Here is a 14,617-nt window from a genome sequence, read left to right as displayed (position 1 = left end):
GCCCCGTAGGATGGAGTCCATGGCGAAGACCGGTACGACGACCCAGGGGCTGCGCGCGGCGATCGAGCGCAGCGGCTACTACCCGGCCCTCGTGGCCGAGGCGGTGGAGGCCGCCGTCGGCGGCGAGGCCGTCGCGTCGTACGTGGTGCACCAGGAGACCACCTTCGACGCCAACGAGGTCCGGCGCCACGTCACCGTCCTCGTCCTGACGCCGCACCGCTTCATCGTCAGCCACACCGACGAGCAGGCCGCCGACACCAGCTCCCCGACGCCGTACGCCACGACGTCCACCGAGTCCGTGAAGCTCGACCGGATCTCGTCCGTCGTGGTGAGCCGTGTGGTCGCCAATCCTGAGTCGTACACGCCGGGCACGCTGCCCCGTGAGGTGGTCCTCACCATCGGCTGGGGTGCCGTCTCCCGGATCGACCTGGAGCCCGCCGCCTGCGGCGACGCCAACTGCGACGCCGACCACGGCTACACCGGCAACGCCACCGCGGACGACCTCAGCCTCCGGGTGAGCGAGGCCGGGGACGGCCCGGACACCGTCCGGCAGACCCTCGTCTTCGCCCAGGCCCTCTCCGAAGCCATCGCGGCCACCGCCGCCCCCACCCGCTGATGGTGCAGCCGACCGCCGTGACCCACGGCTGGCCCGACGACCCGGTCCCGCTCGCCCCGGAGGCCGCGCCGGTCCCCGAGTACACCTTCGGCTCCCTCGGCGACGTGCTGCCGACGCTGGTCGCCGGCCAGGACGTGCCCGGATTCGCGCCGCGGATCGCCGAGCTGGCCCCGGCCGACCGGAACTGCCTGTTCCTGATCGACGGGCTCGGCTGGGAGCAGATCAGGAACCACCCGGACGAGGCCCCCTATCTGACCTCGCTCCTCGGCTCCTCGCGAGGTGGCACGGGCCGGCCGATCACCGCCGGCTTCCCCGCCACGACGGCGACCTCGCTGGCCTCCGTCGGCACCGGCCGCTACCCCGGCACGCACGGACTGCCCGGCTACACCGTGCGCAACCCCGACACCGGCGAGCTGATGAACCAGCTGCGCTGGAAGCCGTGGACCTCGCCGCGGGTCTGGCAGCCGTACCCCACCGTCTTCCAGCTCGCCCACGAGGCGGGGATCCACACCGCCCAGGTGTCCTCCCCGATCTTCGAGCAGACCCCGCTCACCAAGGTCGCGCTCAGCGGCGGAAAGTTCCACGGGCGGCTCTCCGGCGAGGAGCGCATGGACTTCGCCGCCGAGCAGCTCGCCGCCGGTGACCGCTCGCTGGTCTACACGTACTACAGCGAACTCGACGGAGCCGGACACCGCTTCGGCATCGACTCCGACGCCTGGCGCGGCCAGCTGATGTTCGTCGACCGGCTGGTGCAGCGGCTCGCCGAGCAGCTGCCGCCCCGCTCGGCGCTGTACGTCACCGCCGACCACGGCATGGTCGACATCCCCTTCGACGAGCAGCACCGCATCGACTTCGACGAGGACTGGGAGCTGCGCGCGGGCGTCGCCCTCCTCGGTGGCGAGGGGCGTGCCCGGCACGTCTACGCCGTGCCCGGCGCCGAGGCGGACGTCCTCACCTGCTGGCGCGAGGTGATCGGCGAGCAGTTCTGGGTGGCGAGCCGCGACGAGGCCATCTCGCTCGGCTGGTTCGGCGACGAGGTCGACGAGCGCGTGTACGGCCGGATCGGCGACGTCGTCGCCGCGGCCCACGACGACGTGGCGATCACCGCCTCGGTCAACGAGCCCCACGAGTCCGCGATGGTCGGCATGCACGGGTCCATGACCCCCGCGGAGCAGCTCGTCCCGCTGCTCGAAATCCGCTCCTGAACCGTTCCCGCCCCGGAAATCCTTCCCCCTCCACGACCTGAAAGGTCCCCGTCCCGTCATGCCCGAGCTGGTCTTCTTCTCCGGAACCATGGATTGCGGGAAGAGCACCCTGGCGCTCCAGATCGCCCACAACCGCGACGCGCGGGGGCTGCAGGGCGTGATCTTCACCCGTGACGACCGGGCGGGCGAGGGCAAGCTCTCCTCCCGGCTCGGCCTGGTGACGGAGGCCGTCGAGGCTCCGCAGGGCATGGATCTGTACGCGTACCTCGTCGCCCAGCTCTCCCAGGGCGGCAAGGCCGACTACGTGATCGTGGACGAGGCCCAGTTCCTCGCCCCCGAGCAGATCGACCAGCTCGCCCGGGTCGTCGACGACCTCGGCCTCGACGTCTTCGCCTTCGGCATCACCACCGACTTCCGGACCAGGCTCTTCCCCGGCTCGCAGCGGCTGATCGAGCTGGCGGACCGCATCGAGCAGCTCCAGGTCGAGGCGCTGTGCTGGTGCGGAGCCCGCGCCACGCACAATGCCCGCACGGTGGGCGGCGAGATGGTCGTCGAGGGCGAGCAGGTAGTCGTCGGCGATGTGAACCGGCCGGCCGAGGAGATCGGTTACGAGGTGCTCTGCCGGCGCCATCACCGGCGCCGGATGACCTCGGCCTCTGCCCACGCGGGGGCCCTCTCCCCGGACGTGCTGCCGGTCAACGGCTGATCCCTCGCGGATCCGGTCCCCACGGGGGGACCGGAGCGGGAGGGAAACGGTATCGGGGCGCTCGACTCTGGCGGAGTAGTTCTCTGCAGGAGGAGTCATTCGATGAAGCATCCCCCGGACCGGATCGACGTGGCCGAGGGGCTGCGCCACATCCTTCAGGAGCTGTCCGCCGTCGAGCGGTCGGCCGAGGGTGAGCGCGCGGGCCTGCCCGATCCTCGTACGGACGGAGAGGAGTCCTGGGACGGGCCCGAGTTCACCGTCGAGACCGTGAGCGACAACAGCATGCACGCCGTGGTGGACATCAGGGCGCTACGCGGCCCCGGCCAGTCTCCGCCCGACCGCGCCGGGCCCGACGAGGAAGAGGTAGCCGCGCTGCGCGCCACGGTGCGGGCGCTGCTCGATCTGGCGGACATCGGCTCCGGCCGCGTGAGCACCACCGTGGTCCTCACCACGCGGGGGCCACGAGTGGTCAGTTGTCGGCTCGGCGGCGGCGCGACCGTGTTCGCCCGCGAGCGGCGGCCCGGGGCGGGGTGAGTCGGCGGGCGGCGGATCGGGGCGGGGTGAGCCGGCGAGCGGCGGATCGGGGCGGGTGAGCGCGCGGGCGGGAAGACGGTTGCACCCGGGCTGACCTGGCGTTCCCGGGTGCGTTCCCGTGCCGTCCCGGTGGGCGGTATCGGCTCGGGAACGGTCCGGGAACGGGTCGCCGGAGAGTACGTGGTGTCGGGAAGCAGAACCGGAGAAACCGCGTAAAGGGGATAGGCCATGGGACGCAAGTCGACTGGACTCGCCGGGATCGTCGTCGCCGCCCTCGCCTTCGGGCTCGGGGTCACGGTCGAGGCGGGTCACTCGCAGAGCGGGTCGGTCGGCGTGCAGGTCCAGGCCGACGACCAGGGTCCGACGGTGATCGGGAAGGGCGGGGTCGTCCGGGCCGCGGCCACCGACGACCAGGGTCCGACGGTCATCGGGAACGGGCGGGTCGTCCAGGCCGCCGCCACTGACGACCAGGGCCCGACCGTGATCGGGAAGAACGTCGTCGTCCAGGCCGCCGCGACCGACGACCAGGGCCCGACCGTGATCGGGAACGGGCGGGTCTTCCAGGCATCCGCCACCGACGACCAGGGCCCCACCGTGATCGGCGAGAACCCGGTCGCCGGCGCCGGTCAGAAGCTCTTCGCCGTCTGAGCCCGTCTGCGCCTGTCTGATCCCGGCCGCCCCCCCCGGCCGCCCCCCGGCCGCCCCCCCCGGCCGATCCTCTCCCCCCGGGCCGATCTCCCCGGTCGATCCCCCCGGCCTCTCAGCCGCGCCGGCGTTCCGCCGGTACGCCCATCTCGCCGAACAGGTCCTCCGCCGAGCGTTCGTTGCGGGTCGCCTCCTCCGAGCGGCCGAGGGCCGCCTGGGCGCGGGCCATGCCGGACAGGGCGTAGGCCATCTCGATGCGGAAGTCGAGGGAGTGCGCCACCTCGTGGGCGCTCTCGTGCAGGCCGAGCGCCGCCGCGTAGTCCTTGCGCTTGTAGAGGTAGCGGCCGACGGTGTTCTCGACCTTCGCCCGGCGAAGTGGAGAAACGTTTGGCCCGATCGTCTCCATGGCGCGGTCCGCGTACCTGACCGCCTGCTCGTCCCTGCCGAGACGCTGGGCGACCTCCGCGAGCAGGGCCAGGGCCAGGGCCACCTGCCCCGGGTCGCTGTTCTCGGTGCACAGGGCGCGCGCCCGCGCGAGGCACGTGTCGGCGGCCTCGTCGTCGCCGAGGCAGGCGTGGGCGAACGCCAGGTCCGTGAAGGCGACCAACTTGTTCTCGTGCTGCCCGAGTTCGTCGCAGAGGGCGATCGCCCGACGGGCCGCCGAGGCGGCCTCCTCGTGCCGCCCCCACTGCTCGTACAGGGTGCTGAGCAGGGTGAGGCTCTCCGCCTCGGCGCGGCTGGCGCCCAGCTCCCGCTGGTGCGCGATCGACTTCTCCAGATGGGACAGCGCCTGCGGGAACCGGCCGAGCAGACTGTTGAGCTGGCCGAGGGCGCCCTCACTGTGGGCCAAGGTCTGCACGTCGCCCAGTCGTTCGGCGACGTCCCGGCCCTCCGTGGCCACCTCGATGCCCTCGGCGAAGCGGCCCAGCTTCCAGCAGGCGACGCCCAGATTGGACAGGCTCACGCCGAGCAGCGGCAGTTCACCGAGCCGGCGCGCGGCGGCCACCGCCAGGAGACCCATCGAGCGGAACTCCTCCAACTGGCCGCGCGCACTGAGCTGGAAGGCCAGATTGCGGCTCAGGAACACGGTGTGGCGGTCGTGTCCGAGCCGGTCGGCCAGACAGACCGCCCCCAGCAGGGACCCCTGCTCCCGCGCGAACCACTGCTCGGCCTGCCCGCTGTCCGCCAGCAGCGGCAGTCGCGTGGCCCAGGCGCCCTCCTTCTCCACCTCCGCCACCTCGGTGGGAATGCGTCGCCTGCCCGGGAACATCACCTGGCACGCCGACTCCGTCGCCGCCAGGTAGTAGTCGAGCAGCCGGCGCGTCGACGCGGAGTCGTCGTTCTCCGTCGCCGTCGACCTGAGGCTCTGCGCGAAGCTGCGCACCAGGTCGTGGAAGGTGTACAGGCCGATCTCCGGCTGCTGCAACAGATGGACGTCCAGGAGGAGTTCGAGGATGTCCTCGGCGTCGGCCGGGTCGGTCTCCAGGAGGGCGGCCGCCGCGTACACGTCGAGGTCGCCGCCGGGATGCAGCGCCAGACTGCGGAACGCGGTCCGGCAGTCCTGCGCCAGGGCCTGGTACGACAGACGCAGGGTTGCGGCGACACTGCGCTGGCCCGAACTCAGCTCGTCCAGGCGGCGCGTCTCGTCGCGCAGCCGGTCGGCCAGGTAACGCAGGGTCCAGCGAGGCCGGTTGCGCAGCCGGGCGGTGGCGATCCGCAGGGCCAGGGGAAGGCGGCCGCACAGCCGGGCCAGTTCGGCCGCCGCCTCCGGCTCCGCCGCGTACCGCCGTTCGCCGAGGGTCTCCGCCATCAGGGCCGCGCACTCGGCCGGCGACATCACGTCGATGGAGATCCACTGGGCCGAGTCGAGCTCCATCAGCCGGGCCCGGCTGGTGATCAGGACCAGGCAGCCGCCCGAGGTCGGCAGCAGCGGCCGTACGTCGTCCGCGTCGGCCGCGTTGTCGAGGAGGAGCAGCAGCCGCTTCCCGGTGACGGTCGCCCGCCACAGTGCCGTACGGCCCGCGAGGTCCTCGGGGATGCGGGCGCCCGGCACGCCCAGGGCGCGTAACAGACTGTCGAGGGCCCCGCCGGCGGTCACCGGCTGCTCGCCCGGGGTGTATCCGCGCAGGTCGATGTAGAGCTGGCCGTCGGGGAACTCGCCCGCGAGGGTGTGCGCCGCGTGCACCGCGAGGGAGGTCTTGCCGCTGCCGCCCATGCCGTCCAGGGCCACGATCCGGGAGTGACGCGCGCAGTCCAGGCCCGCCGAGTCGAGGAGTTCCCGTAGCTCGTCGCCGCGACCGGTGAAGTCCGCCAGGTCGTACGGCAGGGTGCAGGGGGCGTCGGGGGCCGTGCTGTCCGGGACGGGGACCGGGGCCGCGGCGGGCGGGGGAGCGGGGGCGGCCAGTTCCGGGCTGTCGCGCAGGATGCCCTCGTACACCTTGGTCAGGCGGGGGCCCGGGTCGACGCCCAGCTCCTCCACGAGGAGCTCACGGACCCGGCTGTACTCCTCAAGGGCCTCGGCCTGCCGGCCCGAGCGGTACAGGGCGAGCATCAACTGGGCGCGCAGCGACTCGTGGAGGGGGTGGGCCTGGACCAGATCCCTCAGGTCGACGATCAGTTCGGCGGTCTCGCCGAGGCCGAGACGCAGGTCGAAGAGCTGCTCGGCGGCCGCGAGTCTTCGCTCCTCCAGCGCGGTGGCCGCCGCCTCGATGACCGGGCCGCCCGCCCCGGACAGGATCGGGCCCCGCCAGAGGCCGAGCGCCCGGCGCAGTGCCTCCACCGCGTCGACGGTCCGGCCCTCGCCCGGTGCGTCCCGGGCCGCTTGCACCAGTGCGCCGAACTCCGTCAGGTCCAGCTGTCCGGGGCCCAGGATCACCCGGTAGCCGGGGCCGTCGGTCACGATGACCTCGCTGCCCGCGGGGATGCGCCGTCGGAGATCGGCGACCGCCTTGCGGACCTGGTGGGAGGCGGTGGCGGGCGGGTCCTCGGCCCAGGCCGACTCCACGAGCCGCCCGATCGGCAGTACCCGGCCGGGCTCCAGGAGCAGAGTGCCGAGCACACGTTCCTGGATGAGGCCCCCCAGCCTCAGCCGCGAACCGTCCGCCCAGCCCTCCAGCGGGCCCAGCACGTTGAATCTCAGCGATGGCTCCCCGGCATTGGTCATGTGCCGCGAGCACCCCCCCAGGTCTCCCGCCGACGCCCACGGCGCCGGGTGATTGCGGATCCTAGCCCGTTCCCGTGACCCCCGGGAACGAGGCGGTACGGGATCGGTAAGCGGCCCCGCCACCGTATGACCCACGAGGCCGACTCCTTCACGGCCCTCGCGACTGAGGACCCCCCATGCAGCAAGGAGACTGGTCATGACCGAGCAGGCATCGCCGGACGGGCTCGCCGAACAGCTGCGGGCGGCACGGCAGTGGGCCGGCATCACCCAGGAGCAGCTGGCCGGGCTGTCGACCGTCAGCGTGCGGGCCATCCGCGATCTGGAGCAGGGACGGGTGCGGCACCCGCGCCGGGAGACGCTCCGGCTGCTCGCCGGGGCCATGCGGCTGAGCGATGCCCGCCGCGCCGCCCTCGAACTGGCCGTCGAGGGGGCGGAGGCCGGCACGGTGATGCGCGAGGCGTACGGCGCGGAACTGGCGCCGCCGCCCAAGCCGTTGCGCCGACTGGTCGGCCGCGCCGAGGAACTGCGCTCCCTGACCGGCTTGTTGGCTACCGAGAGCGAACGGCTGCTCAGCGTGGTGGGTCTGGCCGGTGTGGGCAAGACCCGACTGGCCCAGGAAGCGGCCCTGTTGCTCCACGGCCGCGACCGGACCCCCGTCGTCTGGGTGGACATGAACGAAGCCGCTCCGCCGGCGTCCGGGCCCGCCGGTACCCGCAGCCCGCGGTCCGCGCTGACGGGCTGGGCCCGCTCCCTGGCCCTCGGCGGAAGAGGCCTGGACGAACTCGCCTCCGTGATACGCGGCCGGGCCACCCTGCTGGTCCTCGACGGCCACGACACCGCCCCCCACATCACACCCCCGCTCCTCGAACTGCTGCACGTCTGCGAACACCTCAAGGTGCTGATCACCACCCGGGAGCCGCACCGCACCCCGGGCAACCGGATGCTGCCGCTCGGCCCGCTGCCCGTACCCGACCCGGAACCGTCGGACGACACCGGCACACCGCAGCCCGGAGCGTCCCTGACCGCCGGGCAGCCCGCCGTCGAACTCATGCTGTCGTACGTCGGCCACATGCGCCCCGACCTGATGCCCGGCGACTCCCTGGTGCGCACGGTCGCGCACCTCGGCCGGGCCCTCGACGGCGTCCCCCGGGCCATGGAAGCCGCCGCGTCCTGGCTGCTGCTGCGCTCGCCCGCCGAACTGCTGCGGATCGCCCTGACCACACCGCTCGACGTCGTGGACGACGTGACCGCCGGCGACACGGGCGGCGAGGGACTCGCCGCCCTCCTTTCGGCGGCCGTGCACCGGCTGGACGACGGTCCGGCGGCGCTGCTCGGCGACCTGAGCCTGCTCCCCGACGGGTGGAGCGCCGACCAGGCCGCCGCCGGCCTGTCGACGCCCCCGGCCGCCGTGGTGCGCGACGTGCACGCGCTGATGCTGCGCGGTCTCGTCCGGAGGCTGCCCGGCGAGGAGGACGGCGCCCCGCGGTTCGGGGTGCTCAACCTGGTGCGGCAGCTCGCCGCCGAACGCGCCGCCTCGCTCGTCCCGGCGGCGGCCCTCGTCTCCTCCTGAACACACCCCGCTCTCCCACCGGTTTCCCCCTTCCTCGAAGAAAGGCCCGCCCGCCATGCGCAACCTGATCTCGCTCGCCGACCTGAAGCCCGAGCAGCTCGCCCGAATCGTCGCCCGCGCGGTCGAGTTCGGCGCCGGCGGCGTCGACGACAAGCCGTTGACCGGACGTCAGGTCGGTGTCTACTTCCTCAAGTCGTCCACCCGGACCCGGACTTCGTTCTGGGCCGGGGCCACCCGGCTGGGCGCCGACGTCATCACCTTCGGGCCCGACGAACTCCAGCTGACCACCGGCGAGACGGTCGAGGACACCAGCCGGGTCCTCGGCCAGTACCTCGACGCGCTCGTCGTCCGCACCAACGGCGACGTGGCGGAGATGCGCCGCCTCGGAGGCAGCCCCGACCTCGCCGTCGTCAACGCCCTCAGCCTGGACGAGCACCCGACGCAGGCGATCGCCGACCTGACCACGCTCGCCGAGCACTTCGGTGACCTCGCCGGACGCCATGTGCTCGTCGTCGGTGAGGGCAACAGCTCCGGCGCGGCCCTCGCGCTGGCCGGCGCGCTCACCCCCGGGCTGCGGATCACCCTGCTGAGCCCCGAGGGCTACGAGGTGCCGAAGACCACCATGGACCTGGTCGACGAACTCAGCGGCGGCGACCACCTGGTGAGCCGGATCACCGATCCGGCCGCGGTCGAAGGACCCGTCGACGCCGTCTACACGAGCCGCTGGCAGACCATGGGCGTGCCGAAGGCCGACCCCGACTGGCTGACGTCGTTCGAGGGCTTCGCCGTCGACCGGGAGTTCTTCGAGCGGTACAGCGGACCGGACACCGTCTTCCTGCACGACCTGCCCGCCGTGCGCGGCCAGGAGGTCACCGACGAGGTCCTCGACGGGGAGCGCAGCCTCGCCTGGCGGCAGGCCCACCACAAGATGACGGCGGCGATGGCCGTACTGGAGTGGTGCGTCGTCGGCGAGAACTGAGCGGCACAGGTCCGAAACGGACGGGGGCGGCGTCGGTACGGGTTCGGGGAACCCGGTACCGACGCCGCCCCCGCGTGTGAGCGACGGTCGTCAGCCGCCCATCGCGGCGACCACCGAACGAGGCCGCAGATCCGTCCAGTTGGCCTCGACGTACTCGGCGCACTCCTGCTTGCTGCCCTCCTCGCGGACCAGCTGCCAGCCCTCCGGGCGGCGGATCCGGGCGGGCCACAGCGAGTGCTGGCCCTCGTCGTTGGCCAGGACGACGAAACGGCCGTCGGCGTCGTCGAACGGATTGGTTGCCATGGCTTCACCTCTGTGGGTTCCGTGGAACGGGGATCCGGTGCCGCACCGGTGCCTCGACGCTACGAGACCGGGAGCGCCGGTTCGGGCAGCCCGGGCGGCAGTTGGGCGGCAGCCGCCCGGACCTCGTGCCCGGCGGCCGGCCCCGCGCTCGGGGTCCTAGGGGGTGTCTTGCCGATCAGGCCGGGCTCGCGGCCGGGCTGATCGACAAGACACCCCCTAGACGAGGACGCGGGACACCTCGTTGGCGCGCGTCACGGCGATCCCGGTGGCGACCGCGGCGGCACGCACCGAGCCGAGCGCCTCGCGCAGCAGCTCGGTGCGCAGCCGGGGCTGGTCCGCCAGTTCCGGCCGGTCGGCGTCGATCAGCTGCATCGCCGCCTCCAGGACCGCGAACTTGGCCTCGCCCAGGGGCTCGTGACGATCGGCGTCGGACATGACGTCGCGCAGGGCCGCGGCCAGTTCCGCGGCGGGGGCGATCTGGGACATGGGTCCACTCCTCAGGGTTCTCGGACGCGCGTGCTCCCGCGTTCCGCTCCGGCCGACGGGGCTTCGGAGCGGCGGATCTCGACTGTAGGGCGGGCCGTGAAGACGGCGGCGGCCGCGACCGGCAACTGCCGCCCGGCTGCCGCCCGGGGCGCCGGTCGGCGGGGTCCCGCGTTCCTACGATCGATGCCGAAGGGAAGTTCCGAGCGATCCAGGACCTCCTTCTCCCACTTGTCATCCCACGATGTGGACGAAGTGATGATGCAGACTGCGGAATGGGCGTCCCGAGAGCGATCCGGGCCGCTGGACGTCGTTGTCACCGGACTGCCGTCCGATGCGCACACCTGGAATCTCGTATTCATCCAGCTGCTGATCGAAGACCTGGGACACCACGTCATCAACCTGGGCCCGTGCGTGCCCCAGGACGAGATCGTGGAGTCCTGCGGCAAGTACCAGCCCGACCTGCTGGTGGTCAGCAGCGTCAACGGCCACGGGTTCCAGGACGCCGAGCAGCTGATCCGGGCGATCCGCTCGCGCTGGGAGCTGGCCGGCCTGCCCGCCGTCATCGGCGGCAAGCTGGGCGTCCTCGGCGCGGAGGGCCGGGCCGGGCACGGCCGCCGCCTCCTGGAGGCGGGCTTCGACGCGGTCTTCCAGGAGGACCAGGGCCTCGACGCCTTCGCGGCGTTCGTCTCCCGACTGGCCTCCGAGCGCGTCCCGGCCGAGCCGGCCGCCCCGCTGGAAGGGGCGGCACGGTGACGTCCTTCGGACGGTTCGTGGCCGCCGCCCGGGCCCGGGGCGCCCTGGTGGTCCAGCCCCGCATGGGCTTCTCCGCCCCCGCCCGGATGCGGGCCGGTCTCGCCGCCACCAAGGGTGCCGCCGACGCCGTCGCCGGCACCCTCACCATCGACAGCTACACCCGGGTCGGCGACGAGCCGTCGGCCGTCCGTGCCCTGGGCGGCGGTGTCCCGCTCAACGGCTACCCCATCACCTCCTACAGCCCGGACACCTCGCGCTGGGTCCTGGACGGACTGGCCGACGCGAGCTTCCCCGTGCAGGTCCGGCACGGCTCCGCGCACCCGCAGCGGATCGTCGCCGCGCTCGCCCGGCTCGGCCTCACGGCGACCGAGGGCGGCCCGGTCTCGTACTGCCTGCCCTACGGCCGCACCCCGCTCGTCGACTCGGTCCGCAACTGGCAGGAGACCTGCGAGCGGCTGGCCGCCCTGCGCACCGACGGGGCCGAACCGCACCTGGAGAGCTTCGGCGGCTGCATGCTCGGCCAACTCTGCCCGCCGGGACTGCTCGTGGCGATCAGCGCCCTGGAAGGACTGTTCTTCCACCGCGCCGGGTTGCGGTCCGTCTCGCTCAGCTACGCCCAGCAGACCAGCCCCGCACAGGACCGGCAGGCGGTCCGCGCGCTGCGCCGCCTGGCGGCCGAACTCCTCCCGGACACCGACCGGCACATCGTCGTCTACACCTACATGGGCGTGTACCCGAGGACCACGCGCGGCGCCCACGCCCTCCTGGCGGACTCCGCCGAACTCGCCGTCCGCGCGGGCGCGCAGCGGCTCATCGTCAAGACCGCCGCCGAGGCCCACCGCATCCCGACCGTCGCCGAGAACGTCCGGGCCCTGCGCATCGCGGCGGACGCCGCCCGCCGCGCCGCGACCGCGACCTCGGTCCCGGAGGACGCCGACGACGTCGCGGACAACCCCGTCTACGCCGAGGCCCGCGCCCTCGTCGACGCGGTACTCGACCTGGACTCCGACCTCGGCAGCGCGCTGCTGAAGGCCTTCGAGCGCGGATACCTGGACGTCCCCTACTGCCTGCACCCCGACAACGCCGGCCGCTCCCGCAGCCACATCGACGCGACGGGCCGGCTGACCTGGTCGGACATCGGGGCCATGCCCATCGGGCGGGTCACCGGACGGCGCGGCGCCCGGCTCACCGCGACCGGACTCCACGACGCGCTGACGTTCGTACAGCGCCGTTACGACCAGCTCGACGAGCACTCCGTACACCACTCCGCAGCCCACCCCGAGGACGCCGGCCGCACCCCCGCCGACGCCCTTCTCCTTCAGGAGGCATGACCGTGACCGTCATCATCGCCGAGGCCGTGGACGAGGCACTCCTGCCGTTCCCGGCGTCGCCCGACGCGCATCTGACCGATCCGCTCACCCGGGCGACCCTGCGGGTGCAGAGCCACATGCTCACCGCCACCCGCGCCTTCCTGACCGCCCGCGGCTTCCAGGAGCTGCTGCCGCCCATCATCGGTCCGGTGACCGACCCCGGCATCCGGGGCTCCAAGCAGGTGGACGTCGACTTCTACGGCCACAAGTACAAGATGATGACGAGCGCGATCCTCTACAAGCAGGCCTCGCTGCTCGCCTTCGACAAGATCTTCTACATCGCGCCCAACGTCCGGCTCGAACCCCTAGAGACGGCCGTGACCCACCGCCACCTCGCCGAGTTCCACCAGATCGACGTGGAGATCCGCGATGCCCGCCGCGAGGACGCGATGGACCTCGCCGAGCAGCTCGTCAGCCATGTCGTCGGCGAGGTCCTCGCCACCATGCCGGCCGAACTCGACCTGCTCGGCCGCGACGCCGACGCCCTGCGCGAGGTGCTCGTCGGAGCCTTCGGCCGCGTCGGCCACCGGCAGGCCACCGCCGAGCTGATCGGCCTCGGCCACCCCCAGGACCCCGCCGCCGAGATCGACTGGCAGGCCGAGGAGATCGTCTCCGCCCGCGCGGACCGCCCCTTCTTCATCACCGACTACCCCAAGGGCTCCCGCGGCTTCTACGACAAGGAGAACGCCGAACAGCCGGGTGTCCTGCGGAACTTCGACCTCATCGCACCCGAGGGGTACGGCGAGCTGGCCAGCGGCAGCGAGCGGGAGCACGACTACGCCACCCTCGTCACCCGGATGCGGGAGACCGGCGAGAACCCCGCCAAGTACGGCTGGTACCTGGACCTGGCCCGCCGCGGCATCCCCGCCAGCTCCGGTTTCGGCATCGGCCTGGAGCGCTTCACCCGCTACGTCACCGGACGGCAGGCCGCCTGGCAGGCCAGCGCCTACCCGAAGCTCCCCGGGGTGGTGTCGGCGTGAGCACCGCACTCGTCGCGGACGGCTTCCCCGAGGAGCAGGTCCGGCTGCGCGCCCGGCACGGTGCCGGAGCGGTGTTCCCCGCCGAGGCGGGCTACGGCACCGGGCTCCTCGGCGCCGCGTCCCCCGCAGGGGCCGGGCACGACCCGGACGACGTGCTTGAGCGGATCCGGATCGTGCCGCCCGTGTTCATGCCCGAGCGGCTGAAGAAGCTCATCGACCTCGCCCGCGAACCCCTCTACAGCGACGTCGAACTCGACACCGTCATCGGCGGGTTCACCAGCCGACTGCCGCTGTACGTGTCGGCCTTCGGGTCCACCCGGGTCGCCAGCCACGACCTCGGCGAGGCCGCGGGACGCCAGGCCGGAGCGCTCGGCATCCCCCTGGTCATCGGCGAGAACGTCGTCCCTGTCAACGGCTACCGCAGCGCCGGCGAGGCCGGCGCCTCCCCGCTGCTCGGCCGGATCGCCGCCTACGCCGAGGCCGCCGACGACGAGCACGGCGGCGTCGTCGTCCAGCAGTCCACCGAGGACGCCGACGCCGAGGTGTGGAACCTCGTCTACAGCGACCCGGTCACCGAGCCCCTGCTCGCCACCGGCCGTCTCGCCTTCGAGCTCAAGGTCGGCCAGGGCGCCAAGCCCGGTCTCGGCGGGCTCACCCTGCTCGGCCGCGAGGCGGCGGGCCAGGTCGCCGAGCAGTACTCGCTCGACGAGGTGTTCGGCGCCGGCAGCGACCAGGTGCTCCGGGTCGCCAGCCCCGGCACCTTCACCGAGGAGATCCTGCGCCAGCAGATCCGCCTCATGCGCAACAACTTCCCCCGCGCCCGGGTGTGGGTGAAGCTCCACCCCGGCCGGGACGTCGCCCACGCCGCGGCCACCGCCTGGGCGGCCGGCGCGGACTCCGTCACCGTCGACGGTGCGGAGGGCGGCACCGCCTGGGCCCCCACCGGCTTCCTCACCCATGTCGGCCTGCCGCTGGCCGACTGCCTGCGCCGCGTCGGCCGCACCGACCACTGCCTCCTCGCCAGCGGACGCATGTGGGAGGGCACCCGCGCCGTCAAGGCCCTCGCGCTCGGCGCCCGCGCCGTCGGCCTCGGCCGCGCCGCGCTGCTCGCCGTCGACGAGGACCGTGAGGCGGGCCTGACCCGTCTCGTCGAGGCCCTCGCCCTCGAACTGCGGATGCTGACCAGCGCGGTCGGCAAGTACCACGTGAGCGGCCTGCACCCGGAGGACCTGCTCCTGCCGGACCGGTGGGAGCAGGCCCCGGCGCCGCTCGGCGCCGCTCGGCCGGCCTAGCCCGCCTCAGCACCA

The 14,617-nt window shown here is 73.1% G+C and carries 14 protein-coding genes; 11 read left to right on the top strand and 3 right to left on the bottom strand.

Going from position 1 to position 14,617, the window contains the following annotated elements:
- The first annotated feature begins 19 nt into the window (after positions 1 to 19).
- From OG259_RS11235 to OG259_RS11215, 5 genes are all read left to right on the top strand, one after another.
- Entirely contained in the window at positions 20 to 616 is a 597-nt protein-coding gene (locus OG259_RS11235; RefSeq protein ID WP_030325407.1) for a DUF5998 family protein, read from the top strand.
- Entirely contained in the window at positions 616 to 1,821 is a 1,206-nt protein-coding gene (locus tag OG259_RS11230; RefSeq protein WP_328942153.1) for an alkaline phosphatase family protein, read from the top strand. The genes OG259_RS11235 and OG259_RS11230 overlap by 1 nt, the downstream gene beginning before the upstream one ends.
- A 58-nt stretch (positions 1,822 to 1,879) precedes the next feature.
- Complete coding sequence (locus OG259_RS11225) at positions 1,880 to 2,527, top strand: thymidine kinase (protein WP_266897576.1); 648 nt, start codon at positions 1,880 to 1,882, stop codon at positions 2,525 to 2,527.
- Between the two features lie 102 nt (positions 2,528 to 2,629).
- The gene (locus OG259_RS11220; protein WP_328942152.1) at positions 2,630 to 3,061 is read left to right on the top strand and encodes a hypothetical protein; all 432 of its coding nucleotides are present in this window, start codon (positions 2,630 to 2,632) and stop codon (positions 3,059 to 3,061) included.
- 228 nt (positions 3,062 to 3,289) lie between these two features.
- A complete protein-coding gene (locus OG259_RS11215; RefSeq protein ID WP_328942151.1) occupies positions 3,290 to 3,709 on the top strand; it encodes a hypothetical protein in 420 nt (139 codons plus the stop codon).
- Between the two features lie 112 nt (positions 3,710 to 3,821).
- Here the strand turns inward: OG259_RS11215 and OG259_RS11210 are convergent, their stop codons facing one another.
- Positions 3,822 to 6,869 (bottom strand): AfsR/SARP family transcriptional regulator, encoded by a 3,048-nt coding sequence (locus tag OG259_RS11210; protein ID WP_328942150.1) that lies wholly within the window; start codon positions 6,867 to 6,869, stop codon positions 3,822 to 3,824.
- Positions 6,870 to 7,065: 196 nt separating this feature from the next.
- Between OG259_RS11210 and OG259_RS11205 the strand changes: the two genes are divergently transcribed.
- Together OG259_RS11205 and OG259_RS11200 are read left to right on the top strand one after the other, a co-directional pair.
- Positions 7,066 to 8,439 (top strand): helix-turn-helix domain-containing protein, encoded by a 1,374-nt coding sequence (locus OG259_RS11205; RefSeq protein WP_328942149.1) that lies wholly within the window; start codon positions 7,066 to 7,068, stop codon positions 8,437 to 8,439.
- A 55-nt stretch (positions 8,440 to 8,494) separates the two neighbouring features.
- Entirely contained in the window at positions 8,495 to 9,418 is a 924-nt protein-coding gene (locus OG259_RS11200) for an ornithine carbamoyltransferase (protein ID WP_328942148.1), read from the top strand.
- Positions 9,419 to 9,508: 90 nt separating this feature from the next.
- Here the strand turns inward: OG259_RS11200 and OG259_RS11195 are convergent, their stop codons facing one another.
- Positions 9,509 to 9,721 (bottom strand): MbtH family protein, encoded by a 213-nt coding sequence (locus OG259_RS11195; RefSeq protein WP_328942147.1) that lies wholly within the window; start codon positions 9,719 to 9,721, stop codon positions 9,509 to 9,511.
- 216 nt (positions 9,722 to 9,937) lie between these two features.
- Positions 9,938 to 10,207, bottom strand: coding sequence for a hypothetical protein (locus tag OG259_RS11190; RefSeq protein WP_266897591.1), 270 nt, complete (start codon positions 10,205 to 10,207; stop codon positions 9,938 to 9,940).
- Positions 10,208 to 10,462: 255 nt separating this feature from the next.
- Between OG259_RS11190 and OG259_RS11185 the strand changes: the two genes are divergently transcribed.
- Genes OG259_RS11185 through OG259_RS11170 form a run of 4 tightly spaced genes read left to right on the top strand, consistent with a single transcriptional unit; the run spans position 10,463 to position 14,602 of the window.
- Positions 10,463 to 10,960, top strand: coding sequence for a cobalamin B12-binding domain-containing protein (locus OG259_RS11185; protein WP_328942146.1), 498 nt, complete (start codon positions 10,463 to 10,465; stop codon positions 10,958 to 10,960).
- Positions 10,957 to 12,291: a methylaspartate mutase gene (locus OG259_RS11180; protein ID WP_328942145.1), complete on the top strand. Its 1,335-nt coding sequence runs from the start codon at positions 10,957 to 10,959 to the stop codon at positions 12,289 to 12,291. The genes OG259_RS11185 and OG259_RS11180 overlap by 4 nt, the downstream gene beginning before the upstream one ends.
- Positions 12,288 to 13,310 carry an asparagine synthetase A gene (locus OG259_RS11175; protein WP_328942144.1) on the top strand — a complete coding sequence of 341 codons (1,023 nt, stop codon included), beginning with the start codon at positions 12,288 to 12,290 and terminating at the stop codon, positions 13,308 to 13,310. The genes OG259_RS11180 and OG259_RS11175 overlap by 4 nt, the downstream gene beginning before the upstream one ends.
- On the top strand, positions 13,307 to 14,602 hold the full coding sequence (locus OG259_RS11170; RefSeq protein WP_328942143.1) for a glutamate synthase-related protein: 1,296 nt from the start codon (positions 13,307 to 13,309) through the stop codon (positions 14,600 to 14,602). The genes OG259_RS11175 and OG259_RS11170 overlap by 4 nt, the downstream gene beginning before the upstream one ends.
- Positions 14,603 to 14,617: the final 15 nt, after the last annotated feature.

Source organism: Streptomyces sp. NBC_00250 (assembly GCF_036192275.1).
Classification (GTDB): Bacteria; Actinomycetota; Actinomycetes; order Streptomycetales; family Streptomycetaceae; genus Streptomyces.
Note: the sequence above shows the minus strand (reverse complement) of the source record. Positions and strands in the feature narration are given on the sequence as shown.

What these genes read in the sequence shown, in the direction of transcription:
- OG259_RS11185 (WP_328942146.1), top strand. Translation starts at nt 10,463, where the DNA reads ATGATGCAGACTGCGGAATGGGCGTCCCGAGAGCGATCCGGGCCGCTG.
- OG259_RS11175 (WP_328942144.1), top strand. Translation starts at nt 12,288, where the DNA reads ATGACCGTGACCGTCATCATCGCCGAGGCCGTGGACGAGGCACTCCTG.
- OG259_RS11195 (WP_328942147.1), bottom strand. Translation starts at nt 9,721, where the DNA reads ATGGCAACCAATCCGTTCGACGACGCCGACGGCCGTTTCGTCGTCCTG.
- OG259_RS11215 (WP_328942151.1), top strand. Translation starts at nt 3,290, where the DNA reads ATGGGACGCAAGTCGACTGGACTCGCCGGGATCGTCGTCGCCGCCCTC.
- OG259_RS11230 (WP_328942153.1), top strand. Translation starts at nt 616, where the DNA reads ATGGTGCAGCCGACCGCCGTGACCCACGGCTGGCCCGACGACCCGGTC.
- OG259_RS11235 (WP_030325407.1), top strand. Translation starts at nt 20, where the DNA reads ATGGCGAAGACCGGTACGACGACCCAGGGGCTGCGCGCGGCGATCGAG.
- OG259_RS11200 (WP_328942148.1), top strand. Translation starts at nt 8,495, where the DNA reads ATGCGCAACCTGATCTCGCTCGCCGACCTGAAGCCCGAGCAGCTCGCC.
- OG259_RS11225 (WP_266897576.1), top strand. Translation starts at nt 1,880, where the DNA reads ATGCCCGAGCTGGTCTTCTTCTCCGGAACCATGGATTGCGGGAAGAGC.
- OG259_RS11190 (WP_266897591.1), bottom strand. Translation starts at nt 10,207, where the DNA reads ATGTCCCAGATCGCCCCCGCCGCGGAACTGGCCGCGGCCCTGCGCGAC.
- OG259_RS11205 (WP_328942149.1), top strand. Translation starts at nt 7,066, where the DNA reads ATGACCGAGCAGGCATCGCCGGACGGGCTCGCCGAACAGCTGCGGGCG.
- OG259_RS11210 (WP_328942150.1), bottom strand. Translation starts at nt 6,869, where the DNA reads ATGACCAATGCCGGGGAGCCATCGCTGAGATTCAACGTGCTGGGCCCG.
- OG259_RS11220 (WP_328942152.1), top strand. Translation starts at nt 2,630, where the DNA reads ATGAAGCATCCCCCGGACCGGATCGACGTGGCCGAGGGGCTGCGCCAC.